Origin of the sequence: Halopseudomonas phragmitis (assembly GCF_002056295.1) — a bacterium.
Taxonomy (GTDB): domain Bacteria; phylum Pseudomonadota; class Gammaproteobacteria; order Pseudomonadales; family Pseudomonadaceae; genus Halopseudomonas; species Halopseudomonas phragmitis.
On record NZ_CP020100.1, the window covers coordinates 1194516 to 1219486 of the forward strand.

21 protein-coding genes are annotated in these 24971 nt (G+C 61.0%); 14 read left to right on the forward strand and 7 right to left on the reverse strand.

Annotated elements, in window-relative coordinates; genetic code table 11:
- Positions 1-43: 43 nt before the first annotated feature.
- From BVH74_RS05525 to BVH74_RS05535, 3 genes are all read right to left on the reverse strand, one after another.
- On the reverse strand, positions 44-340 hold the full coding sequence (locus tag BVH74_RS05525; RefSeq protein ID WP_080049099.1) for a hypothetical protein: 297 nt from the start codon (positions 338-340) through the stop codon (positions 44-46).
- A gap of 184 nt (positions 341-524) precedes the next feature.
- Positions 525-1727 carry a 3-oxoadipyl-CoA thiolase gene (locus BVH74_RS05530; protein WP_080049100.1) on the reverse strand — a complete coding sequence of 401 codons (1203 nt, stop codon included), beginning with the start codon at positions 1725-1727 and terminating at the stop codon, positions 525-527.
- Between the two features lie 4 nt (positions 1728-1731).
- Positions 1732-3246, reverse strand: coding sequence for a 3-hydroxyacyl-CoA dehydrogenase (locus BVH74_RS05535; RefSeq protein ID WP_080049101.1), 1515 nt, complete (start codon positions 3244-3246; stop codon positions 1732-1734).
- A 246-nt stretch (positions 3247-3492) separates the two neighbouring features.
- On the opposite strand from BVH74_RS05535, the gene BVH74_RS05540 reads away from it, so the two are divergent.
- The 14 genes from BVH74_RS05540 (at position 3493) to BVH74_RS05605 (ending at position 20534) form a co-directional block, all read left to right on the forward strand.
- On the forward strand, positions 3493-3921 hold the full coding sequence (locus BVH74_RS05540) for a PaaI family thioesterase (protein ID WP_080049102.1): 429 nt from the start codon (positions 3493-3495) through the stop codon (positions 3919-3921).
- A gap of 2 nt (positions 3922-3923) precedes the next feature.
- The gene (locus tag BVH74_RS05545; RefSeq protein WP_080049103.1) at positions 3924-5267 is read left to right on the forward strand and encodes a hypothetical protein; all 1344 of its coding nucleotides are present in this window, start codon (positions 3924-3926) and stop codon (positions 5265-5267) included.
- A 12-nt stretch (positions 5268-5279) separates the two neighbouring features.
- On the forward strand, positions 5280-6092 hold the full coding sequence (gene mutM / locus BVH74_RS05550; RefSeq protein WP_080049104.1) for a bifunctional DNA-formamidopyrimidine glycosylase/DNA-(apurinic or apyrimidinic site) lyase: 813 nt from the start codon (positions 5280-5282) through the stop codon (positions 6090-6092).
- Positions 6093-6375: 283 nt separating this feature from the next.
- Positions 6376-6894, forward strand: a complete 519-nt coding sequence (locus tag BVH74_RS05555; protein WP_080048344.1) for an Hcp family type VI secretion system effector — start codon at positions 6376-6378, stop codon at positions 6892-6894.
- 132 nt (positions 6895-7026) lie between these two features.
- Positions 7027-9078: a type VI secretion system Vgr family protein gene (locus BVH74_RS05560; protein WP_080049105.1), complete on the forward strand. Its 2052-nt coding sequence runs from the start codon at positions 7027-7029 to the stop codon at positions 9076-9078.
- A gap of 15 nt (positions 9079-9093) precedes the next feature.
- Positions 9094-9939 (forward strand): DUF4123 domain-containing protein, encoded by an 846-nt coding sequence (locus BVH74_RS05565; RefSeq protein ID WP_177344513.1) that lies wholly within the window; start codon positions 9094-9096, stop codon positions 9937-9939.
- The gene (locus BVH74_RS05570; RefSeq protein WP_080049107.1) at positions 9936-13175 is read left to right on the forward strand and encodes a toxin VasX; all 3240 of its coding nucleotides are present in this window, start codon (positions 9936-9938) and stop codon (positions 13173-13175) included. The genes BVH74_RS05565 and BVH74_RS05570 overlap by 4 nt, the downstream gene beginning before the upstream one ends.
- Positions 13172-14140: a hypothetical protein gene (locus tag BVH74_RS05575; RefSeq protein WP_080049108.1), complete on the forward strand. Its 969-nt coding sequence runs from the start codon at positions 13172-13174 to the stop codon at positions 14138-14140. Before BVH74_RS05570 ends, BVH74_RS05575 begins: the two co-directional genes overlap by 4 nt.
- Before the next feature lie 27 nt (positions 14141-14167).
- On the forward strand, positions 14168-15124 hold the full coding sequence (locus BVH74_RS05580) for a hypothetical protein (protein WP_080049109.1): 957 nt from the start codon (positions 14168-14170) through the stop codon (positions 15122-15124).
- A gap of 57 nt (positions 15125-15181) precedes the next feature.
- Positions 15182-15550: a DUF3304 domain-containing protein gene (locus BVH74_RS05585; protein ID WP_080049110.1), complete on the forward strand. Its 369-nt coding sequence runs from the start codon at positions 15182-15184 to the stop codon at positions 15548-15550.
- Positions 15551-16417: 867 nt separating this feature from the next.
- On the forward strand, positions 16418-17047 hold the full coding sequence (locus BVH74_RS05590) for a hypothetical protein (RefSeq protein ID WP_080051635.1): 630 nt from the start codon (positions 16418-16420) through the stop codon (positions 17045-17047).
- A gap of 40 nt (positions 17048-17087) precedes the next feature.
- Positions 17088-17837 (forward strand): HPP family protein, encoded by a 750-nt coding sequence (locus tag BVH74_RS05595; protein WP_080049111.1) that lies wholly within the window; start codon positions 17088-17090, stop codon positions 17835-17837.
- A 485-nt stretch (positions 17838-18322) separates the two neighbouring features.
- Complete coding sequence (locus tag BVH74_RS05600) at positions 18323-18622, forward strand: hypothetical protein (protein WP_080051636.1); 300 nt, start codon at positions 18323-18325, stop codon at positions 18620-18622.
- Positions 18623-18692: 70 nt separating this feature from the next.
- A complete protein-coding gene (locus tag BVH74_RS05605; protein ID WP_080049112.1) occupies positions 18693-20534 on the forward strand; it encodes a Na/Pi cotransporter family protein in 1842 nt (613 codons plus the stop codon).
- Here the strand turns inward: BVH74_RS05605 and ggt are convergent.
- From ggt to BVH74_RS05625, 4 genes are all read right to left on the reverse strand, one after another.
- Complete coding sequence (gene ggt / locus BVH74_RS05610) at positions 20521-22191, reverse strand: gamma-glutamyltransferase (protein WP_155121695.1); 1671 nt, start codon at positions 22189-22191, stop codon at positions 20521-20523. The two genes, BVH74_RS05605 and ggt, sit on opposite strands and share 14 nt — an antisense overlap.
- Before the next feature lie 157 nt (positions 22192-22348).
- Positions 22349-22600, reverse strand: coding sequence for a YfhL family 4Fe-4S dicluster ferredoxin (locus tag BVH74_RS05615; protein ID WP_080049113.1), 252 nt, complete (start codon positions 22598-22600; stop codon positions 22349-22351).
- Positions 22601-22621: 21 nt separating this feature from the next.
- Positions 22622-23101 (reverse strand): pantetheine-phosphate adenylyltransferase, encoded by a 480-nt coding sequence (coaD, locus tag BVH74_RS05620; protein WP_080049114.1) that lies wholly within the window; start codon positions 23099-23101, stop codon positions 22622-22624.
- A gap of 260 nt (positions 23102-23361) precedes the next feature.
- Positions 23362-24957: a GMC family oxidoreductase gene (locus tag BVH74_RS05625; RefSeq protein WP_080049115.1), complete on the reverse strand. Its 1596-nt coding sequence runs from the start codon at positions 24955-24957 to the stop codon at positions 23362-23364.
- Positions 24958-24971 lie beyond the last annotated feature (14 nt).

The following is a 24971-nucleotide window of genomic DNA, read 5'->3' on the forward strand; positions in this document are numbered from 1 at the left end:
TTTAACGCAGTATTGCCAACGCAGGTAGTTTTTCAGAGGCTCCCTAGCGTATCAGGGCGCTAAGCAGCCATAGCCCCAGTAAAATCCAGACCACACCGCGCACGAAGCGCTTGCGAAACAGCCCCTGAACCCCGATGTAGATCAGAAACAGCCCAAGAATCACGGCGGCGATCGTCAGGATGTTGCTGTCCACGCCCAGGGCGTTGGCAAAGCCATTGACGAACGCCGAGCTGGCGTTGCTCAGGGCAGTGAACAGCCACAACAGGCTGTCGATGATCACTCGGATGATGGTGCCGATGGCCGAACCGAGCCATTCAAACGGGTTGGAGCTGAGCTGCATGCAAAATTCGCTGTGCGGTGAGTAAGGGCCCTACCTTAAAGCCACAGGCGGCCAGCGACAAGCACCGGCGCACCCTTGGCTCGTCAGGACTGGCACGCCTCGTCATTGCGAGCCGCGTAGCGGTAAAGCAATCCAGGCGGAGGTGATCTGGCACCCTCCGCCCGGCGCTTCCAAGCCCTGTGGCTTAGTCCAGCCGCTCAATGACCGCGGCAACACCCTGACCCAGACCGATACACAGGCTGACCAGCGCGTAGCGCTTGCCGGTCCGTTCTAGCTGGCGCAGAGCGGTCAGGGTCAGACGGGCACCGGAGGCGCCAAGCGGGTGGCCGACGGCAATGGCGCCGCCATTCGGGTTCAGACGCGGATCGTCGAAGGCGATGCCGAGCTGCTTGCAGCAACCCAGCACCTGAGCGGCAAAGGCTTCGTTGATTTCGATCACGTCCATGTCGGTCAGGCTCAGACCAGCGCGGGCCAACGCCTTTTTGCAGGCTTCCACCGGCCCCAGGCCCATCACCCGTGGCTCGACCCCGGATACGGCACCGGCCAGGATACGCGCGCGCGGCTTGACGCCGTATTTCTCGCCGACGGCCTGGCTACCGATGATCAGCGCGGCGGCGCCGTCGTTTACCCCTGAGGCGTTGCCAGCGGTAACCACGCCGCCCTCGAACAGCGAACGCAGGCCGGACAGGGCGGCCAGATCGCTATCCGGGCGCGGGTGTTCGTCCTGGTCAACCAGTTTGGCTGGCTTCTTGCGGCCCTGAGATACTTCGATCGGGTGGATTTCCCCGGCGAAGAAACCCTCGGCCCGGGCCTTTTCGTACAGCGCCTGGCTGCGCGCGGCGTAAGCGTCGGCCTCTTCACGGCTGATACCCAGATCGGCGGCGACGTTGTCAGCAGTTTGCGGCATGGTGTCGTCACCGTACTGCTTTTCCACCTTGGGGTTGGGGAAGCGCGCGCCGATGGTGCTGTCGAAGGCACGGAATTCGCGCGAATAAGGGCTTTCGCTCTTGGCGATGACGAAGGGCGCACGGCTCATGCTTTCGGCGCCACCGGCGACGAACAGTTCGCCTTCGCCAGCCTTGACCGCACGGGCGGCATCCAGAATGGCGGCCAGACCGGAGCCGCACAGGCGGTTCACGGTGACCCCGGCCACCTGTGGCGGCAGACCGGCCAGCAGGCCAGCGTGGCGGGCCAGGTTGCGGGCGTCCTCACCGGCCTGGTTGGTGTTGCCCATGACCACGTCTTCATAGGCCGAAGCTTCGAAGGCGTTGCGGCTGACCACCGCGCGGATCACCTCGGCCAGCAGGTCATCGGGACGCACGCTGGCCAGGGCGCCAGCGTGGCGGCCGAAGGGGGAACGCAAACCATCATAGATATAGGCAGTCATGAACTTACTCCTGGGTGTCCGGGGTGGTCAGCGGCAGGTCGAGCTGGACGCGGCGACGCAGCCAGGGGCTGGGCCGGTAGCGCGGCTCGGCATAGACCGCCTGCAAATTGTTCAGCACGGCAAGGATGCGGCCTTTGCCGTAGTGTTCGCCAAAGGCCAGCGGGCCTTTCGGGTAGCCGAGCGCCAGTTGGATGGCGCGGTCGATGCTGTCCGGGCTGGTGATGCCTTTTTGCACGATCTCGCAGCCGAGATTGACCACGCTGGCGATCAGCCGCTGGATCACGAAGCCGGGTGAGTCGTTGATCACCTCGACCGGTACGCCGTCGGCGCCCAGTGCCTGGCGCGCCTGGGCGACGATTTCGGCGGCACTGGCCGGGTTGCGCATCAGTACCCGGCGCTTGTCCCAGTTGGCAAAGCAATCCAGCGCCACACTGCGTGCAGCGGGCAGGGCCTGACGGCTGACCAGATTAGTGCAGTCCTCGCCCAGTGGGGTGACCAGGCAGATGGCGGTGTCGCTCGGCTGGTTGCCGTCTTCGAGCTTGGCGCCAGCAGCGGCCAGTGCTGCCGAGACGTTGCTGCGCAGTTCGGCATCCTGGCTGTCGAGCCAGAACGGGCGGTTGATCAGGACCGGCTCGGCTGCCGGTTCCGGCTGCTCGATCTTCTGGCCATCTTCATAGCGGTAGAAACCCTGGCCGGTCTTGCGCCCCAGCAGGCCGGCGGCTACCCGCTGAGCGGCGATGAACGACGGGGTGTAGCGCGGGTCGTGATAGAACTGTTCGTAGACCGACTCCATCACCGCATGCGAGACATCCAGACCGGTCAGGTCAAACAGCTCGAACGGCCCCATGCGAAAGCCCGGGCCGTCGCGCAGGATACGGTCGATCTGCTGCGCTGTGGCCACCCCTTCGCTGAGCATGCGCAGGGCCTCGGTGCCGAATGCGCGACCGGCGTGGTTGACCAGAAAGCCGGGGGTATCCGGGGTGATCACGGCAAAGTGCCCGGCCTGCTCGGCCAGTTGCACCAGACCATCGATATAGCGCTGCTCGGTGCGCGAGCCGCGGACCACTTCTACAATTTTCATCAAGGGTACGGGATTGAAGAAGTGAAAGCCCGCAACCCGCTCGGGGCGTTGGCAGCCAGCGGCGATACCGGTGACCGACAGCGAGGAGGTATTGGTCGCCAGCAGGCAGTCGGCGCTGACGATGGCTTCCAGCTCGCGGAACAGGCTCTGTTTGACCTCGAGCAGCTCGACGATGGCCTCGATGACCAGATCGCAGTCTTTCAGGGCTTCCAGGCTGTCGGCCTTGTGCATGCGGGCGACAGTCGCGTCGAAGTCGGCCTGGCTGAGCTTGCCTTTGGCGAGGTTGCGTTCGAGCAGGTTGCGGTTGAAAGCCAGGGCGTCGTCAATGGCTTCGCTGCGGGTATCGAACAGCAATACCTGCTGGCCACTGGTGGCGAACAGTTGGGCGATGCCGCGGCCCATGGCGCCGGCGCCGATGACGCCAATCCGGTTGAACATGGGGTGCCTCCTCGTTTACGCTATTTTTGTTCCGCTAGGCGGAATGGTATTTCGAATATCAGGTTGCGAGATTAAATCCTGTACCCTGTGAGTGCAAGTTTGCCGTGTGGTCGGTTGCAGATACCGCAGGTTGGTATTGGCATGGCATACTTGTCTCGCTTCAAGACAGCAGGCGCTCCCTGCGATGGCTATGGACAGCCGCGGCTGCAGTGTCCAGTTCAGTGTAGAGAATAAAGGTAGGTCATCGTGGATCAACAGGAACGCAAGGCGGTCGAGCGCTCGGTCACCGGTTTTTTTCAGGATCTTGGTTGTGAGTTGCTCGAATACAGTCAGGGCCGCGCCGTGGTCGCGTTGCGGCTGAGCGGCAAGCATATGAACAATGCCAGCAACCTGCACGGCGGCGTCACCGCCAGTCTGCTGGATATCGCCATGGGCCTGTGCGGCACCTGGGCTGAAAAGGCCGAAGAGCGCCGGGTGGCGATTACCCTGTCACTCAATGTCAACTTCTCCGCCACCGCCGCCGAAGGCAGCCTGGTGCGCGCCGTGGCGACCTGCCGCAGCGCCGGGCACAAGGTGTTTATGGCCAGTTGTGACCTGCTCGATGACAACGACAAGCTGATCGGCTTTGGCGAGGGCGTGTTCAAGAAGGGTGCCTACCGCAAGGATCTGCCCTAAGCATGCGTGCCGCGCTGCTGCCCCTGGGGGTAGGCCTTGAACTGGTCGCTCTGATCGGCCAGTGGCAATGGCTGAGCTGGCTGGCAGCGCTGGCTTTTGCCGGCTATTTCCTCCTGCATTTTTCCCGGCTTAACCCGTACCCGCGCTGGCTTGGGCTGATTACCCTGGGCATTCTGGTCGCCGCCGTGTTCAGCCCGCGCACTGATGCCAGCCTGTGGCCGAAACTGGCCAGCTCGGCGGCCTACTACACCAGCTTTCTCGGTGCGCTGGGGCTGATGCAGCTACTGGCCAAGCGTTTGCCGCAGCTCAGTGAGCTGCACAAGGCGCTGCTCTCGGGCTCCAAGGTGGTGCTCTATCCGCGTTACGTGCTGACCGCCGGCAGCATCGGCTCGATCCTCAATTTCGGCATGATGAACCTGCTGTGCGGCACCCTGGTGCAGCATCTCAAACGCTACCCCCTGAGTGACGAGCAGCGCCGCGCCGGGCTACGCAGCGTGATGGTCACCACCCTGCGCGGGTTTGCCCTGGTGCCATTGCTGGCGCCGACCAGCGTCACTATCGCGATCATTTCCCGTGAGATGCCGGAGCTGGACTGGAGCACCATGGTGCCCTATGGCGCGGTGGCGGCGGCGATGATGATCGTGGTCGGCTGGCACCGGGAAACCCGTGGCCTGCTGGCGCTGCGCGACAGCATTGGCGACAGTAGCCGGGCCGAAGGCATGCTCGGGCTGCTGGGCGGCAGTTTGCTGGGGCTCACGGCAATTGGCGTCATGGCCTCGCTGACCACCCTGACAGCCTCGCAGTCGGCCATGGTGCTGGTGCCGGTCGGGGTGATTGGCTACCTGCTGTGGCGTGACCGCTCGGCAAAAAGTGCGCTGGCTGAAGTCACCGACAACATGGCCAGTATGCACAACGAAATGTTCATCTTCGGTTGCGCCGCGCTGCTCGGCGGGGTGCTCGGTGCAGTTGCGCCGCTGGAGCAGATCGCCGCCTGGCTGGCCCAGGAGCCGAAGTACAACCTGCTGCTGGCGATCGGCAGCCTGTTCAGCACCATTACCCTGGCGGTGATTGGCGTGGCGCCGATCGTCTCGCTGTCACTGATCGCCGGCCTGCTGGCCCAGCTGGCGCATCTGGGCGTACCGATCATGACCCCGGCGGTAGGGCTGATGTGTGGTTTCTCGCTGGCGATGATCTTCTCGCCATTCGGCCCCTCGACCCTGATCCTGGCGCGCTACAGCGATGAAAAACCGTTCCGGGTAGCCTTCGGCTGGAATGGCCGCTTCGTCGCCAGTGTGATGCCGCTGCTGTTACTGTTATTGTTTACGACGTACTGGATACACAGCTGAACCTCTTGCCCCATGCCCGAATTGCCTGAAGTCGAAACTACCCGTCGCGGTATTGCCCCGCATCTTGAAGGCCACAAGGTTACCCGCCTGGTGGTGCGTGATCGCCGGCTGCGCTGGCCGATCCCTGAGGATCTGGCGATCCAGATTGAGGATCAGACCTTTACCAGCGTCAAGCGGCGGGCCAAGTACCTGTTGATGGAGATCGGCGGCGGCACTCTGATCGGCCATCTGGGCATGTCCGGCAGCCTGCGGCTGGTCCCGGTCGGCACCCCGCCAGCCAAGCATGAGCATGTCGATATCGAGCTGGATTCTGGGCTGGCGCTGCGCTACACCGATCCGCGTCGGTTCGGCGCCTTGCTCTGGAGTCGTGAGCCGCTGGCACACCCGCTGCTGGCCAAACTGGGGCCTGAGCCATTGTCCGACGAGTTTGACGGCGAGCGTCTGTATCAGTGCTCGCGAGGCAAGAGCATGGCGGTCAAACCCTTCATCATGGATAACGCCGTGGTGGTTGGGGTGGGCAACATCTACGCCACCGAAGCACTGTTTGCCGCCGGCATCGACCCGCGCCGGGAAGCCGGGCGGATCAGCCGGGCCCGCTATCAGCGGCTGGCCGAGGAAATTCGCCGGGTGCTGGCGCATGCCATCGAGCGCGGCGGCACCACCCTCCGTGACTTCATTGGTGGTGATGGCCAGCCGGGCTACTTCCAGCAGGAGCTGTTCGTCTATGGGCGCGGTGGCCAGCTGTGCAAGCTCTGTGGCGGCACCCTGTCAGAGTGCCGACTGGGCCAGCGAGCCACGGTCTTTTGCCGTAATTGTCAGAGCTGACCGCTGCGCAACTTCTTGCGCAGCGATCTGTGGATAACCCTGTGCATGGTTGTCTGCAGGCCTTGTTATTCAGGCGTTTCAGATGAGTGCGCAACTTCTTGCACAGCAGTGCGCAAGAAGTTGCGCACTTTTCCGTGATCTTCATCACATTCCGCGTTGTGCGTCGTGATGTCTTTTTGCCAAGCGATTGATCTGGCTGGATAAAAAATAACTGGCACAGGCCTTGCTCCGTTGTGGACTCCCGGACCCGTTTCAGGTCCTTATTCACGGCAAGGAGAGCACGATGCCAACACCCGCGTACATGACCATTGAAGGCACCAAACAAGGCCTGATCACCGCCGGCACCTTTACCGAAGACTCGGTCGGCAACATCTTCCAGGAAGGTCACGAAGACCAGATCCTGGTCCAGGCCTTCGACCATCAGGTCATCATCCCGCGCGATCCGCAGTCCGGCCAGCCGACCGGCCAGCGCGTCCACAAGCCGCTGATGATCACCAAGGTGTTCGACAAGTCGTCGCCGCTGATCTTCAACGCCCTGACCTCCGGCGAGCGCCTGAACAAGTGCCGCCTGGAGTGGTACCGCACCTCGGCCACCGGCACCCAGGAGCACTACTACACCATCGAACTGGAAGACGCGATCATCGTCGACGTGCAGTCGCACATGCCCAACTGCCAGGACCCGAACATGTCGCACTTCACCCACCTGGAAGACGTCTACTTCACCTACCGCAAGATCATCTGGACCCACGAAGTCTCCGGTACCTCCGGTTCTGATGACTGGCGCACACCGATCAGCGCCTAAATCGGTGATAATGCCCACCCCCGCCCGGCCGCGCCGGGCGGGGGTGCTCTGTGTCAGTAGATCAGGCTGCCACCGAAAGCCACGGCAAGGTCCGGGGTTTTCCGAGGTAGCCTCGCAGCAAAGGAACAACGGATGTTCGCCCCAGCCAATCAAGCCCATTTCAGCCTGACCCTCGACGGCCTCGACCACGACTTCAAGGTCCTGGCCTTTACCGCCCGCGAGGCCATCAGCCAGTGCTACCGCATCGAGCTGCAACTGGTCAGCGAACAGCCCGACATCGACCTCGAAGCCCTGTTGCAGCACAGCGCCTGGCTGGACCTGGGCAACGGCAGCGGCCTGCACGGGCTGATCCACCACGCCGCCGTCAGCGAATCCGGCCAGCGCCTGACCCGCTACCAGCTGGAACTGGTACCGCACCTGCACTACCTCGGCCTGCGCCACAACCAGCGCATCTTCCAGCACCTGAGCGTGCCCGAGATCATCGCCCGGATCCTGCCCGAACACGGCATCCAGTCCGACGCCTGGCAGTTCCAGCTCTGCAGCGATTACCCGGCCCGCGAGTACTGCACCCAATACGACGAAAGCGACCTGCACTTCATCCAGCGCCTGTGTGAAGAAGAAGGCATCCACTACCACTTCCGCCACACCCAGGACGGCCACCTGCTGGTGTTCGGCGACGACCAGACCGGCTTCCCGCGCCTGGCCCCCACGGGTTTTGATCAAGGCAACGGCATGGTCGCCGACGACCCGGTAGTCAAACGCTTCGGCCTGCGCCTGGAAACCCGCAGCAGCCGGGTCAGCCGCCGCGACTACGACCACCAGAAAGCCCGCCTGCTGCTCGAAAGCGAAGCCCGCAGCGAACACCTGCCGGACCTGGAAGACTACGACTACCCCGGCCGCTTCACAGACCGCGAGCGCGGCAAACACTTGGCCCGCCGCGCCCTCGAACGCCATCGCAGCGACTACCGCCAGGCCAGCGGCGACAGCGACCAGCCGAGCCTGCGCAGCGGCCACTTCCTCGAACTCGAAGGCCACCCCACCCAAAGCTGGAACGACCTCTGGCTGATCACCGCCATCCAGCATCAGGGCAAACAACCCCAGGTACTGGAAGAGTCGATTACCAGTGACACCCAGAACAACCAGAATAACCCAAACGACTCAGACGACTTCACCCAAGGCTACCGCAACCACTTCACCGCCACCCCCTGGGACATCGCCTGGCGCCCGGCCCTGAACCACCCCAAACCCAAGGTCCTCGGCCAACAAACCGCCGTAGTCACCGGCCCGGAAGGCGAAGACATCCACTGCGACAGTGAGGGCCGGATCAAGGTCCAGTTTCACTGGGACCGCGAAGGCCAGGCCGACGCCAACACCAGTTGCTGGCTACGGGTCGCCAGCAGCTGGGCCGGCAACGGCTGGGGCGCCGTGACCATCCCCAGGGTCGGCATGGAAGTCTTGGTCAGCTTCCTCGAAGGCGACCCCGACCAACCGCTGGTCTCCGGCTGCCTGTACAACAGCGCCCACCCGGTGCCCTATGAGCTGCCCGAACACAAAACCCGCAGCCTGTTCAAAAGCCTCTCCAGCCCTGGTGGCAACGGCTTCAACGAACTGCGGATCGAAGACAAGGCCGGACAGGAACAGATCTTTATCCACGCCCAGCGCGACTGGGACCAGGACATCGAGCATGACCAGAAGATCCGCGTCGGCCACGAACGTCACGAACGCATCGAAGCCAACCGCTACAGCGAAAACCTGGCCGAAGAACACCACACCACCCACGCCGACCGAAAGACCGAGATCAAGGCCGACGATCATCTGACCGTGGCCAACAGTCAGCACGTCAAGCTGGGCACCGCCCAACTGACCAAAGCCGGCCGAGAAATCCACCTCAAGGCCGGGCAGAAAATGGTCATCGAAGCCGGTAGCGAACTGACTCTCAGCGCCGGCGGCAGCTTCATCCACATCAGCCCCGCCGGCATCAGCCTCAGCGGCCCCGGCATCAAACTCAATGCCGGCGGCAGCCCCGGCAAGGGCAGTGGCGCGGCGCCGAAGTTGCCGGGGGATGTTGTGGCGGCTGAGGTGGAAGAGGGGGGTAAGCCGTTGGTGGCTGCTCAGAAACAGGCACTGAAAAGGGCGGCGCAGAATGCTCAGGCTGTTTGTGAAGTCTGCCAGCAGGGAGGGTGATAGATGGATGCAGGCATGAGGCATTACCTATTGCTTGATGGCGCCCAGATTGACGATCTGCTGCAGCAAATTTATCGCCTGGAGCTGGCCCCCGAGTTCCATGTGCTGTATCAGCAAACGCGTTACGCTGAACTGGCTGAGGTTGGCCCGGTACTGGTGGAGACCGGTCATGACAGCGCACTGACTCGTCATTTTGAGCAGCACTGGTCGGCCAGTGCTGGCGTGGCATTGACCAGCAGCGCTGTAACCGAGGAACTGATTCAACACCTACGCAGCCTGGTTCATATACAGACCGGCGGCGAAGCGATATTGCTGTTCCGGTTTTATGATCCACGCATTTTGCATTTGTGGTTGTTGGATCTGGCAGGCAAAGAGCAAAACGCAGTCATGGGGCCGGTTAACGAATTTCGCCTGCTTGCAGGCAATACCTGGCATACCTATTCGAGCAACGTCAGCGTCAAGGCCCGGTGTTATGCCGATACTCCGTGGCTGCAATTGGATAGTGAGCAGCTTGCCCGGCTCAATCAGGCCAAGCTGGGGGCTTTCGAGCAGCGCTTGCTGGAGCATGTCGATGCCTGGTTCCCCGACTGTCTCAAGGTTGCCAGCGCACAGGAGCGCAGCGAGTGGGCGAATAGCTGCCGGATTCAAGCGGATAGATATGGTTTCAGTTCAGCGCTGGAAGTGGCGCGCTGGGCTGGGTTCATGGCGCTGCTTGGCAAGGATTTTCCGGAAGCAGAAGAACATGAATCCTATCGTGCCCTGCTTGAGCGGTCCGATCTCCAGCCCGCCGCACGACTCGATGCCATCAAGACGGAAATTCAGCGCCAGGCGCTGGTGCAGAACAAGGATGATATTGCGTGACCACAGACAATCAACAACAGGTCATCAGTCTGGATCAGGCTGATCAGTCTGCTCAACAGGGTTTTGACCAGGAGTCTCTGGATAGTCCTGTAGCAGGCTGCCCAGCGCGGGACGACGAGATTTGCATCGTGCCGGCACGTTATGCGTTAGCCGAGTTCCAGGCTGAAGACCCCTGTATCGCTCCTGTTTGTACCCCCCAAAGTCACCCCATGGCCTTGAGGCAGCTGCGGCCAGGGTATTTGTATCTGTGGCAGTCTGATGAGGGGCTGCGCCGCTTTGCCGTTGCGAACGATGGCTTATTGCAGGAGCAGGATCTGGCCAGCACCGCAACCTTGCCAGCGCAGGGGGCGTTGGCTGGACTGGTTCTGCCTAAGGTGGCTGAGGTATGGCTAGCCTACACGGAAATACCGCTACCGGTTGAAACCTGTCAGCTACTGGCCGAGTCGCAGGCGTTACGGGCAGAGCGCATGCGCCGCATCAGTCTGCCTGCGGTGGCGCGAGAACTGGAAATTCAGCACTGCCCGGCCTTGGAGCGTGCAGAACAGCTGGTAGCTGAACTGATGCCCGGTGTTCAGGAGATGCTCAAGGCGCACGAATACCGGACTCAAGGTGATAGCCACCGGCAAGACATTGATGCTCTGGGCCAGCGCATGATGGAAAACCCGACTCCCGAGCGGGTCCAGGCCTATGTCAGTAGTGTCAGTTGGTTGCATGAGCTTGAACAGAGCGCCGCTAACAGCCCGGAACAGGGTAAATACCCGCCAGGATACTGGAGCTCGATGCCGTGGCAGGTGGCCCAGGTTCAAGGCTGGATTCGTCAGGCGAATGCTGATGCTGGCGGTCTGTATGCGGTGCTGGTTGCTGTCGATGACACACTTGGCATGTTGCGTGATTTCAACCACGAGCAGGGCAAAGTCAGCGAAATTGAGGCCGAGTGGGGTGAAGCCAACGGCCACAAGGGGCTCATGGCTGGTTTTATCAACAGCCTGAGAAGTGAGGACGGAGCTGAGCTGGCCGGGCTGATCAATTACCGTTATCGCGATCATGAGATCCAGCTAACCCGAGAGCAGGGCGAGCAGTTGCTTGAAGCGCAGCATAGGCTCAAGCCAATCATCGACAGGGAAACAGAGCTCAACCGTTACGGACAGTCGGGGACAGAAACGGCGCGGGGTATTATCCAGGCACAGCAGGAAGAGATTTTGGCCCCCATACGTAGTTTCATCCCCGCAGACTTGCATGGGCATGTCCGTGGGGTTGTGATGAATTATAGCGCGGCGAAAGCGCGGAATATGACCGGCGACCGCGCGGGCGCGCAGGTTGCCGAACGGGTGCGGCTTGATGATATGGAGCGCTGGACCACCCAGGTTGCCGAGCCCCATCGTGCCTGGGTCGCCAGTCGGCGCCAGCCGCTCTTCAACGACACAGGCCTGGTGTTGGGGCTGCACCAGCAAGGCAGTTGGTTTGTTGATTACTCGCAGGCCAGTCACTGCGACTGGTTGAGCGAGCTTGCACTCAATACCTTAAGTGAACTCTGCACAGCAGGGCCCGGAGTGATGATCGCCACGGACCTGCTCCGCAACCCGACGCCAGACCGGCCACTCTCGTTGCTGGCCAGCGCGTTCACGCCGGAACTCGCTGATTTCGTGGCTGGCTCCAAGCGTCTGACCGAAATCGAAGCGGTATTAACGGCGGATAATGCTGAGCTGGCTGGCAAGCTGCTCGAACGCCTTGCCGGGCTGGACAAGCTGAACTGGTTGCAGGGGCTTGGCGGGCCGGATGGCAATGACTGGGGCCGGGCGGTGGGCCGTCTTGGAGCCGCCTTTGTCGAGCTGGAGGCTGCTCATCTCAAGGGTGCTGCGGCGTTGCCTCTGGCCATTCAGTATTTCCCCAAGCAACTGTTGAGCCTGATGCTGGTGCTCAAGGTTTCCGCAGACATGGCATTGGAGGCTCTACGGGCAGGTTACAGACTTTCCGGTCCGCTTGGCCAGGCGGTGTGGGACTGGGCCAGCGAAGCTGCGCGCAAACTGCGCCTGGGCCTGGCGGCCAGGCTTGCCCGGGTAGAGGCCGTGAATGCCTACGGTGGAGCCCTGTCGCTGGTGGCCTTGTTGCTGCATGGCGTCAATCTGGTGATTCTGAAGGATCAGGGCACCTGGCGTGAGCATGATGATGTGCGGCAGATGGAATACCTCAGCACGGCACTCAATACGGCAGCGGCCCTGAGTGCGGTGATTTTGAATGTGGCGAATACTAGGGAAATGCTTGAGATATCAGTGCGAAGGGCCAGGTTGCCGTTGGTAACTATGCTGGGCTTCGTCACGGGGACGTTTGCTATGCTGGCCGGGGTTGCTGATCTACGGCAACTATCTGCTGAGCAAAAGAAGGAACACTCTGACTGGGGAGCTGATGAATGGGGGCGTTTGCTGAGATTCTCTGGGCAAACTGCCTTGGCTACAACCTATGGCGCATTGGGCGGTTATGCCACCTATATGTTCCTTAGCGGGCGTTGGGATTCTTTTCGTGCAACCACCTGGTTTACTCGGGGGATCGGTTTTGTTGGTTGGGGGGTGCTGCTGGTTGAAGTCTTGTATTTTGTCTGGCGCCGCCATACCCATCGCACAGATATGCAGCGTTTTCTCGAACAGTGTTGCTGGGGCACCCAGCGGCGTTGGACGGATAGCCCGGATGATCAGCGTCAGGAGTTTCAGGCACTGATCGATATGCTGTTTATGCCGCAACTGGGCGTACAGACAATGGTAACCAGCCGCCAGATTGGCAATAGCGGCAACCGGCATACTCTGGGTAGCCGTATAGACAGCCTGACCCTGCTATTGCCTGGAGCAGTTCCTGACACAACTAGGTTGGGAATCAAGCTGGCGGCAGTAACGCCAGGGGGGGTGCCTGAAGATATTACCGATAGCTGGGTCAACTCGGTAACCTGCGAATGGTTGCCCATTCAGCAGGGCATGGGACTTAAGCTATCTGGTTCGTTGGCCGACCTGGCTGAATCCCAGCATCTGGAGGTGCGGGTACTTTATCACAGCCCCCTGGCCATGCTGACCGGCACGCTGGATGAACGCAATCCGGTAGTCGGTGGTCGCATGGGTATGCGATATCTGGTCAGGGGGGGGCGTATCATTGAGCATGCCAGCACAGATGGCCCGTTGCCCAGTGATCAACTACCCATCCGCCAGGCACTGTCATTCGACGCCAATTTGCAACTCAGGACCGAGTCATGACCCAACAAGCAGGTGACAACAAGCAAGGCTTACTGTGGAAGCAGGAGCACCTGTCGCCGCTACCTATCCCGACTGGCCAGCCGGCGTCGGATATTCTGGGCATGATCTGGCGCAAAAATGACGTGTATCTGGATATTGGTAGCCTGTCTCTGGTGGGGGGGTGGGTAACGCTGTATATGGGCTCTCTATTAATCGGTAGCTTTTTAGTTTATGCGCTTGTTGAGAGGGATTTTCTTTTCTTTTTTTTGATTCTTTTGTTTGGTGGGACCATGATGGCCTTCCTCTGGATTGGTTATATCCGCGTCTACCGCCGCCCGCTGATGCCACCGTTGCGCTTTCATCGTCAACGCCGAGAAGTGCGCATTGTGGCTGATGATGGTGAGGAGTGGACCGTGCCCTGGGAGCGGGTACACGCCATTGCCCCGAGTGCCACCATGGTCGGCCAGTTTGGTGCGGCGAAGATGGGTGGGTTGCTGTTGTGGTTTCCCTTCAAGGATGAAATCGACGAGCCTTACCATGATAAAAAACCGGGCTGGATCATCATGGTCAGCCCCGGCCCGGGTGCCGCGGCCATGCGTCAGTGGGAGTGTATTCGCAGTTTTATGGAGATTGGCCCTGAAGCTGTGCCCGACTCTACGGTTATGCACAATCACGAATTAAGTGTTTGGCAGAGTTTTGTCCAGGATATGCGCGATGGTGTGAAGACCCATGGCTGGTTGCGCACGGTCCTGTGGGATGGGCTGGCTTCATTCGTATTCAACCTGTTTGCTTACGATTATTTGATGCGCAAGAAATTCACCCACATCCCCGACCTCACCAGCCCCGAATCCATCGCCTGGTCCCAGCCGCTGCCCCCGGAGCAATGGGCTCGGCGCTCAGCTGAGCTGGAAGCGGCCATCGCCGAGCGCGAGAAGGACCTGGCCGCCAGCGAGGAATCCCAGGCATCCACGGAGCAGGCGGGGTAAAGCGGTGACAGCGCTCAGGACCGAGCCATGACCCAACAAGCAGGTGACACGAAGCAAGGCTTACTGTGGAAACAGGAGCACCTGTCGCCGCTACCGATCCCGACTGGCCAGCCAGCGTCGGATATTCTGGGCATGATCTGGCGCAAAAATGACGTTTATCTGGATATCGGCAGCCTGTCCTTGGCGGGGGGGTGGGTGACGCTGTATCTGGGAACATTGCTGCATCTTGGGATGATTACATACAGTCTTAGCCAAGGCTTTTATCTGCTCGCTGTTTTGATCTTGGCCGTGGGCGGAGGGGTCATGACCTTTCTCTGGATTGGTTATATCCGCGTCTACCGCCGCCCGCTGATGCCACCGTTGCGCTTTCATCGTCAACGCCGAGAAGTGCGCATTGTGGCTGATGATGGTGAGGAGTGGACCGTGCCCTGGGAGCGGGTACACGCCATTGCTCCCAGCGCCACCATGGTCGGCCAGTTTGGTGCCGCCAAGGTGGGGGGATTGCTGTTGTGGTTCCCCTTCAAGGATGAAATCGACGAGCCTTACCATGATAAAAAGCCGGGCTGGATCATCATGGTCAGCCCCGGCCCGGGTGCCGCGGCCATGCGTCAGTGGGAGTGTATTCGCAGTTTTATGGAGATTGGCCCTGAGGTGGTGCCGGAGCCGACGCTCGTTCCAGATCCCGACTTGAGTATTTGGCAAGGCTTTATCAAAAGAATGCGCGAAGGCATGGTAAAAAATGGCTGGTTTCGCACAATTTTCTGGGATGGTTTGTTTTCCTTTGTTTTTAATCTCTTTGCCTACTACTACCTGATGCGCAAGAAATTTGCCGTCATCCCCGACCTCACCAGCCCCGAATCCATCGCCTGGTCGCAGCCGCTACCCCCGGAGCAATGGGCCCGGCGCTCAGCTGAGCTGGAAGCGGCCATCGCCGAGCGCGAGAAGGATCTGGCCGCCAGCGAGGAATTCCAGGTATCTGGATGACGACCTTTCGCCAACGCTGGCTGAGCCTGCCTGCCTACCTGGCTGCGCTGGAGCTTGATGCTGATGTTTTATCTGACGCTGATTGTCAGCTTTGTGATGTGGCAATACCAGCGGCCAGGCGGCGCAGCGCTGTCTGGCCACAACCATACAGACCGCCCGATTTTCAGCTACTGGGTTAATGACAACTGGGGTGGGAATGGTGGTGTCACCTGCTGTTGGCGTATCCGTGGTGATAGTTTGAAGGTGGTGTGGATATTGGACGTCACACCGGAGCAGATAGAGCGAGGACTGGAGGAAGAGCGGCATGAGCTGGAGCTGCCTAATCCGCCTCGAGACCGGGCGGATCGCTATTTGCACGTGCATTTCTTTCCCAACAACCAGGTACGCCTTGCCTGGAGCCCCGATCACGATACGCCTTACGAATGACTCAAACAGGCTCCTGATGAGGAGGTAGTAGGTGAATAGTGAGAGCTTATTGCAAGCCCAGGCGATCAGTGCTCGATGTCGTGTGCCGGCAGCAGTTGCACCGAGCTGCGGCAGGCTCCGCATGGATTGCTTCAGGCCTTCGGCCGTTCGCAATGACGGTGGGGTGGGTTTGGGGCTGTGTGAGTACAGTCTGGGGTCGAGCATCGATTCCGGGTCATTGCGAGCCGCGCAGCGGCGTGGCAATCCATAAGACGACGCCCCTTATTGGCAGATCGAAACCAGCGAGTTCAAGGTATGAATGCCCAGCACCAGCCGGATAACCATGATTCACACTATGGCCCTGCCGCTTATCGGCCCGATGCCATTCCGGCCCTTGCTCCGGCATGGAATGACCGGAGTGGCATCACCCGCACGCCCTTGCACTGGGGGCACTATGCGGGGCTGGACTCCGTCACTGAGATAGAGTCACAACTGGAGGCCGGGCACCACAAGGCCTATGAACGACAGATAGCAGAGAAACGCCCGCACTTGATCTTTTGTGATGCGCAGCGCTGGCGGTTTGAAAATAGCAGCCGAATTCCGTATCTGCTGTTTATTATTAAGTGGTGGAGTTTTGGGTTTCCTTGGGCAATATGGGGAGTTGAAATACAGCTCATCATAGATGCTGGTTCATTGATGAGTTTTTTAATCGTTGCATTGTTGGTTGGAAATATGTGTTTCTTCGGCACTAGCAAGCAACACTGGGCATACTGGTTTCTGGCCGCAGGGGCTGTAGTCACTGCCGGCGTTATCAGTTGGCACGAAGGTGCGCTCTGGGGGTTTTGGGCGGAGCAGACCGCATTCTGGCTAGGTATGTTTTTGTTCTTTATGGCATTGGTGGGAGCAGATGCCTTGCTCTGGTTATATGCCCGACGCTACCAGCACGATGGCAGTGAATTCAATCGGCAGGCCGGGACACTGAGCATTGCCCGGCGCTGGCGCAAGCCCTTTGTCGCGCCGTTTTACGAGTTCGATCCGGTCATGCAACTGGTGGTGACACCCCATGGTGGCCATGACTACGTACTCTGGCTGCACCACCGCTACACGGCCACCAAGATCTGCCTGGCTGGCCGCTTGCACAGCCTTGGACTGGACCAGGTCAATCTGCTGGCATTCTGGGACACTCTGCAGCGCTATATGGATGTGAGTCAGCCCTTGCCAGACCTGCCGGTGCTGGAGCAGAGCCGACATCTGGATCCAGTGACTGCCGCTTTTGATGCGGCAAACCAACGCCCCGAGCGTTATTGGCGTGACATAAAACCCAAGGTCTGGGGACGCAAGGAAGGCAAGTTGTTGCGGGAGAAACTGGCGGCCTACCCCTGGCAGCAGCAGCCTTGCATTGTGCAAGGCCGAATCGATCCCAAGCTAACGATCGAGACCTATTACCGCAGCCAGGAAGCCAAGGGGATTCAGGCCACGCCCAAGGGTGATGATTACGATAATGTTCACCGGGGGTAAAGTTGCAAGGTTCTGGTGTTCCAGGCTATGGAGAATCCAGATGTTCCCAGCCAAAGCCCTGGCCCTGCCCCCGCAACTGGACTGGCAGTACAAGGATGAGCCTGCACTGGCCGAGTGGTCGTTGAAGGCTCGGGCGTATAACACAGATATTGCGAATGGGATTTTCGTTTTCTTTCTTATAGGCCAAATACCTTTACTTATCTGGTTCCTGTCAACTCAGGGCGGCAGTTTGCAAGAGCAGATACTGGTTGGTGCTTTTCTCTATATTTTCACAATGAGTGGTGTTCTAAGCATGACCCACCAAAAAACCAAGTTCGCCTACCGGTTGACGGCCTCTGGACTGGAGTTCTGCGAATGGAAGGAGTTCCCCAAGTGGTTGCCGCAGCTGTTGAAGTGGGCGGCGATCATTACCGGGGTGGTGATGCTGATGTTGGCGATGGTGCACCCGGCAGCACTGATCGGCGCGATTGCCGGGCCGGGCTTGATGGGGTTGATGTATTTGCGGATGGGAACGTCCAGCCAGTTTCGGAGAATGCATGAGCGATTTCATCAGGGTTTTCACCCGTGGAGTGACTTTACCAAGATGACCGTATTTCGGCGGCGCTCGATCATTGGGCTGCATTTCGAGTGGTACAACCCCGAAGGGGATGGAGGTAAGGGACGAATGATCCCCTGGGAGGAGATTCTTTACTGCCGCAAAACCCAGCTCAATGAACTAATCGGCATCATCCGCAAACAACTGCCCGAGTCCACGCCATACACGGAAGCCTACATTCCGATTTATGCCTGATGGGGTGGTGGTGCATGGCAGGACTCCGCATGGATTGCTTCAGGCCTTCGGCCGTTCGCAATGACGGTGGGGTGGGTTTGGGCGATGTGGGTAGAGTCTAGGGTCGTGCATCTATTCAGTTATTCAGTGTCATTGCGAGCCGCGTAGCGGCGTGGCAATCCATGCAAGTCGGTGCAAGGCCGGTAGCTATACGGTCATTTCTTTCGCCATAAGTCCGAGCCATGACCCCATACGCTGACGGCAGTGAAGCAAAGGTTATGGGAGACAGAGGCGCATGTTTTCGCTTCGCACGCGCGCTTGTGTGGCAACCGTGCATGGTCGGCATTTTTCCTTTGCCACGTTCCGCAACGGCGGGATTGTGCCTACAATGAACAGTGATGGGCGCCCGGGAAGAAGGCGCTCCGACCAACACTCATGCCTATCGGGCCACAACCAGGGATTCCACTATGCGCCTGTTACGTCATTTCACTGCTTTCATGGTTGGTATGCTGCTGACTGGCAGCGTGCTGGCTGCCGATTCGTCCTACGGTTATCAGCATGAAGTCGAGAACCCGGGCTTCTATGCGATGGTGGGTGATCTGGTAATTGCCCGGCCGTTGCTGCTGGGTGCGACTGCCATTGGGGCTGCCGCGTTTGTGGTCAGCCTGCCGTTCACTGCGCTGGCGGGTAACACCAAGGAAGCTGGCCAGGAGCTGGTGGTTCGCCCTGGTCGGGAAACCTTTGTGCGCTGCCTGGGTTGTACCCGCAGCGGCTATGGCCGCAAACAGCAGGACGAACGCCGCTGATATGGGTTGCGGGGGCGGACTATCGTTGCTGTCGCCGCTATCGCGTCTGATGCCTGTCGGGTAGTCGGGCATGCATAGTCTGCTTAAACCACGCTGGATGTCTGCCCTGTTGCTGGGGCTGCTCATCCTGTTCTTCTGGCAGCCGGAGGCCGCTACGCTGGCGGCTGGTATCGCGCTGTTCATCATGGGTATGCGCCATCTTGAGGATGGCTTCCGGGCCTTTACCGGCGGTGCGCTGGAGCGCTGGCTGGCCCGTTGCACCAACCGGTTGTGGAAAAGTCTGCTGTTCGGCGTGGTCAGTACCGCGCTGGTGCAGTCCAGTACTCTGGTCACCCTCTTGTCGATTGCGTTTCTCAGTGCCGGGCTGATGAGCCTGATGGCCGGGATCGGGATAGTGTTCGGGGCCAACCTGGGGACTACCACCGGGGCCTGGCTACTGGCCGTAGTCGGGTTGAAGGTGGATCTGGCGGCGGTGGCCATGCCGATGCTGGTGTTCGGCGGGATTCTCGGCCGGCGTGGTGAGGCCTACTGGAAGGGTGTTGGTCAGGTGATGCTGGGGATTGGTTTCCTGTTCCTTGGCATCGACCTGATGAAGGACGGTTTTACCAGCTTCCAGGGGATTCTCGATCCCGAGCGTTACCAGATCAGCGGTTGGCTGGGGGTGGTGGTCTATACCCTGTTCGGATTGCTGGCCACGGTGGTTATGCAGTCCAGCCATGCAACCCTGATGATCACTTTGGCGGCCCTGGCCACCGGTCAGCTGGATTACGCCAATGCGCTGGCCATGGCGATTGGCGCCAACCTGGGGACTGCGGTGACTTCGGCGCTGGGGGCCGTGGCCAGTAACCAGGCCGGCCGGCGTCTGGGTGTGGCGCACGTACTGTTCAACCTGATGACCGGGGCGGTGGCGCTGGCGGCTTTGCCGCTACTGACCCGTTCAGTGGACTGGACCGCCGAACTGATCGGCATTGCCGCCGATGCCTATACCCTCAAGCTGGCGTTGTTCCACACCCTGTTCAATGTGCTGGGACTGGTGATCATGCTGCCGTTGACGCCGTTGCTGCTTAAGGCTCTGATGCGCTGGCTACCTGACCCCACTCCGGCGGTTGGGCCGGAGGGTGCCGATCTGGCGCTGAGCGAGCAGCCGCGCACCCGGGCGCTTTATCTCAACGACTCGGCCATGCTGCATGCTGACACCGCGCTCAAGGTGCTGGGCCAGGAGTTGTTGCACCTGGCGACCTTGAGCCGCAAGGTGGTGGCCTCGGCGCTGTATTTGCCGCCGGATATTCATCAGGGTATGAGCCGCGAGCAGCTTCATGCCCAGCTTCAGCGCCCGGTGCCCGGTGAGCAGCGCGAGGATGCCGATGCGTTGTATGAGCGACACGTCAAAGGGGTGTATGGCGATATTGTCGACTTCATCAGCCGTCTGGATATCTCGTTACTGCCCGAGCAGCAGCAGGCGTTGATGGACGACAACCTGGCAGCCCGGGATCTGGTCGAGGCGGTCAAGGCGGCCAAGCACTTGCAGACTAACCTGCGCCGGCAGATCGACAGCCCCCAGGAGGCGGTGCGCGAGGCCTATGGTCAGTTGCGTGAGCAATGTGGGCTGGCGCTGATTGAGCTGGCCAGGCTGGCCGATCTGGAGATTGACTCTCCGGCCCGCGAGGCGTTGTTTGCCCGCTATGAGGCCGAGGACAATCTGTTTGCCGAGCATTTTCAGGCGCTGGTGCAGCGTCTGTTGCGCGAACGCCTGCTCGATGGCTGGCAGGCTACCTCACTGCTCAACGATCTGCATTACATGCTGCGCATCCGTCGCCATCTGCATCTGGCCCATGCGGTGCTCTACGATGGCCTGAGCGCTGAGCTGGAAGCCAGTGCCGAACGGATCGAGCCGAGCCTCAGTCTGTCTTGAGCTGTACGCTGGCCTGGCCAACTCCGCGTGGGTCGCTGGCCGCGCTTAGCTCGCCCCGTCGCTTGTCCCACAGCAGAGCCTGCATATCGCCATAATCCCGGCCGACCGGCCTGATCTGGTGGCCGAGCGCTTCCAGGTCGGCTTGTTGCTGCGGGCTGAAGGCCGCTTGTTCGATCTGGATATGATCGGGCAGGTATTGGTGATGGAAGCGTGGGCGGCTGACCCAGCGTTCGACCGGCTGGCCGTCGATGGCCTCCAGGCTGCCAAGCAGGACCATGGTGATGATGCGGCTGCCACCGGGTGTGCCCAGCACGGCCAGTTGCTGATCATTCTCCAGCAGCGTTGGGGTCATGCTCGACAGTGGCCGCTTGCCGGGCGCGATGGCATTGGCCTCACCGCCAGCCAGTCCGTATTCGTTGACCCCGTCGGGGTCGGCGGCAAAGTCGTCCATCTCATTGTTCAGCAATACCCCGGTACCGGGTACGGTAAAGGCCGCGCCGAACGGCAGGTTGATGCTCAGGGTGGCGGCTACGGCATTGCCATCGGCATCGATCAGCGAGAAGTGAGTGGTGTTGCTGCCTTCGCTGAAGACCTTGGGCATACCCAGGCTGCTGCTCGGGGTGGCGCGCTGCGGGTCGATCTGGCTGGCCAGCTCACGGGCATAGCTGGCCGAGGTAAGGCGCTCAACCGGGACCGGGACAAAGTCGCCATCGCCCAGCAGGGTAGCCCGGTCGCGGTAGGTGCGGCGCATCAGCTCAACCAGATTGTGAGTCCAGGCAGTAGAGCCGGGTTGGGCTTTGGGCAGGGTTTCTAGCCCCTGCAGAATACCGGCCAGGGCAATGCCGCCAGCCGAGGGCAGGGGCGCGCTGATGACCTCGAAACCATGGCTATGGAAACGAATCGGCTGGCGCTCGATGACCTGATAGTTGTCCAGGTCGGCCTGTTGCCAGATACCGCCGGCAGCCTGCACCGAACTCAGCAGTTGCTCGGCCACGGGGCCGGCATAAAAACCAGCCCGGCCCTGCTCGGCCAGCGCGCGCAGGGTCTGGGCCAGTTCCGGTTGCTGGATCAGGCTGCCTTCGGCGGGTATGTCGTTGTCACGCAGGAACAGCCGTGCGGTTTCCGGGTCACGGCGCATGGCTTCGACCCGGAAGCTGCCCAGTGCCTGGTAGCGTGAGGTGACGGCAAAGCCCTGTTCGGCAGCGTCGATGGCCGGGGCCAGGCTCTGGCTTAGCGGCAGGCGCCCGTAGTGTTCAGCCAGATGTACCAGCGCCGCGGGCAGGCCGGGGATGCCGGCAGCCAGCGGGCCATTGATCGCCGAGTCGCGCTGCACCTCGCCGCTGATGTTGCGGTAGAGGTCGCGTCCAGCCAGTTGCGGGGCGGTTTCGCGGGCGTCGATAAAGCGGTAGTCGATGGCTTCGCCATTAGCCTGGCGCAGCAGGAAAAAGCCACCGCCCCCGATGCCCGAACCGTAAGGCTCGACCACCCCGAGTGTCGCGGCGGCGGCGATGGCGGCATCAAAGGCATTGCCGCCGGCATCGAGAATCTGATGGGCTGCTTCGGTGGCGATCGGGTGGGCGGTGGCTACAGCCTGCTGGCCGGGCCCGGGTGCTGCCTGCAACGCCCCAGCCAGAGTCAGGGCCAGCAACGGCAGCACAACCGCTCCTGCAAGACGTCTGCAAATCCCCGGCCTTGAACAGATACTCAAGGCTCCCAGGCGGCGTTCCCCGGAAGACGGGAGCAGTTGCTCCCGTAGCAAGTTGTCAGACGTCCTTTTATCGCTCAATGTCTTGCCTCGAAACGGCAGCAGCCCCCTAGGCTTTGCCGGTGAGAATGTTGTACTTCTCCAGCAATTCTTCCTGGCTCTCTACATGGTTGGGATCGAGCGGAATGCAGTCAACCGGGCAGACCTGCTGACACTGTGGCTCATCGAAGTGGCCGACGCATTCGGTGCACAGGTTCGGGTCGATCACGTAGATCTCCTCGCCCTGGGAAATGGCACCATTCGGGCATTCCGGCTCGCAGACGTCGCAGTTGATGCAGTCGTCGGTAATGATCAGGGCCATGATGGCTGTGACCTCGCAGGGTCAGCCGTGGAAGCGCTTCATCAGCGCCTCATGCACGACCGGGTGAACGAACTTGGTGACATCGCCGCCCAGCGCCGCAATCTCGCGTACCAGGGTCGACGAGATATAAGAATACTTCTCCGAAGGCGTCAGGAACAGGCTTTCCACCTCGGGGGCGAGCTGGCGGTTCATGTTGGCCAGCTGAAATTCGTATTCGAAGTCGGAAACCGCACGCAGGCCGCGCAGCAACACATTGGCGTTCACGTCCTTGACGAAATGTGCCAGCAGCGTGGAAAAGCCTACTACCTCGACGTTGGGCAGGTGCTTGAGCACTTCCTGGGCCAGCTCGACCCGCTGCTCCAGAGGAAAGGCCGGGTTCTTCTTGGTACTGGCCGCCACCGCTACCACCACCTTGTCGAACAGTTTCGAAGCCCGCTCAACCAGGTCGGTATGGCCTTTGGTGATCGGGTCGAAGGTACCGGGATAGAGGACGGTATTCATTACGACGAATCCTGCATCTGTGGGCTAGGGGGCAGATGGTAGCCCAACGCCGGGGGTTGAGTCATCACGCCCGTCATTGTGAGCGACGGTATGGCGCTTCCAGCGCCCTCCCGCCGTGGCCGTACCACCCCGTCATTGCGAGGGCCGTAGGCCCGTGGCAATCCAGGCAGGAGTGCGTGTGGCAAGGGCGTATGGATTGCCACGTCGGCGGATGGCCGCCCCCCGCTCCTCGCAATGACGGAGTGGGGGCGTGGTCGGGTTCAGGCCCGACTTAATTCACTGGCCAGGCCGGTGGCCAGTTTGGCGACGATGCCGTAGATCGACAGCTGCGGGTTGGCGCCAATGCTGGTGGGGAACAGCGAACCGTCCAGCACCGTGAGGTTCTCAAGCTGATGGTGGCGGCCCTGGCTGTTGACCACCGCCCGTTGCGGATCATCACCCATGGCGCAGCCTCCCATGACATGGGCACTGGCCAGGCGTACATCGTGGATGCGGTAGCTCAGACCTTCGACCTGCTGGCGGAAGTCGGCCATGGTGCGGCTGGCGCGGCCGTGGACGTGGACCGGGAACACCTCGCGGGCACCGGCGGCGAACTGGATTTCCGCCATGGCCAGATAGGCCCGGCGAGCCCCTTCCCACAGGTAATCGGTGAGCGGGTAGTCGAGTACCGGGGTGGCGTCGTCGCGCAGCACGACGCTGCCGCCGGGGCTGGCATCGTCGAAACCGTCACGCAACAGGGCCAGCATGATATTGCTGTGAGCCAGCTGGCGCATGCGCTGGAAGTTCTCCTGGCCGTGACTGCCGAGCAGCGCCGAGGTGATGCTGGGGTACATGGGCGGCACTTCCAGCTTGAAACCCATGGGCCCGAGAGCACCCTGCTGCCACTGGAAGTGATCCGAGTAGATCGACTGCGGCGCACCGTAGAAGCCGTTGATCGGCTGATCGAACTGAGCCAGGGTGAAGTTGACCGGGTGCAGAAAGGTCCGCTTGCCCAGACGCTGATGCGGGTCCGGAGCCTTGGAGCGCAGCAGCAGCGCCGGACTGTTGATACCACCGCCAGCCAGCACCACATGGCGGGCGCGCAGACGCAATCGTGGGCCATCGGCCAGAGTCTGGAGCTGGTTCATGGCCCGGCATTCAACTTCACTGATCTGATCGCCGTTGAACTGCAGACGTTCGGCCCGGGCTCGGTAGATCAATACTGCGCCACGCTCCAGCGCCGCCGGCAGGGTGGTCACCAGCATCGACTGCTTGGCGTTGACCGGGCAGCCGGTGCCGCAATAGCCGAGGTTCCAGCAACCGCGCACGTTGCGCGGGATCACTGCCCAGTGCCAGTCGAGCGCCTCGCAGCCACGCCGGATCACGTCGTTGTTGGCATTGGGCGGCACCGCCCAGGGGCTGATGCCCAGGCGTTCTTCCATTTGGGCGAACCAGGGCGCCAGGCTGGCACTGTCCAGACCGGACACCGCATGCGCCTCGGCCCAGTGCTGGAGCGTTGGTTCTGGCGTGCGGAAGCTGCTGGTCCAGTTGACGGTGGTGGTGCCGCCAACGGCCCGGCCCTGGAGAATACCGATGCCGCCGTCGCGGGTGGCCCTGGCCGAGCCTTCCTGGTACAGCTCGGCATAGGCCTTGGCCTCGTCGTTCTTGAAGTCGCTGGAGGTCTTGAGGGCGCCTTCCTCGAGCACAATCACCTTGAGCCCGGCTTCGGCCATAATCTGCGCACTGGTGCCGCCGCCGGCACCGCTGCCAATGATGATGACATCGGCTTCGAAGACGCTGTTATCCGGCTGGAGACTGGCGTCGATGACCTGCCAGCCGCGCTCAATGCCCTGGCGGAAAATATCAGGTACGGACATAAATCACCTCGTGT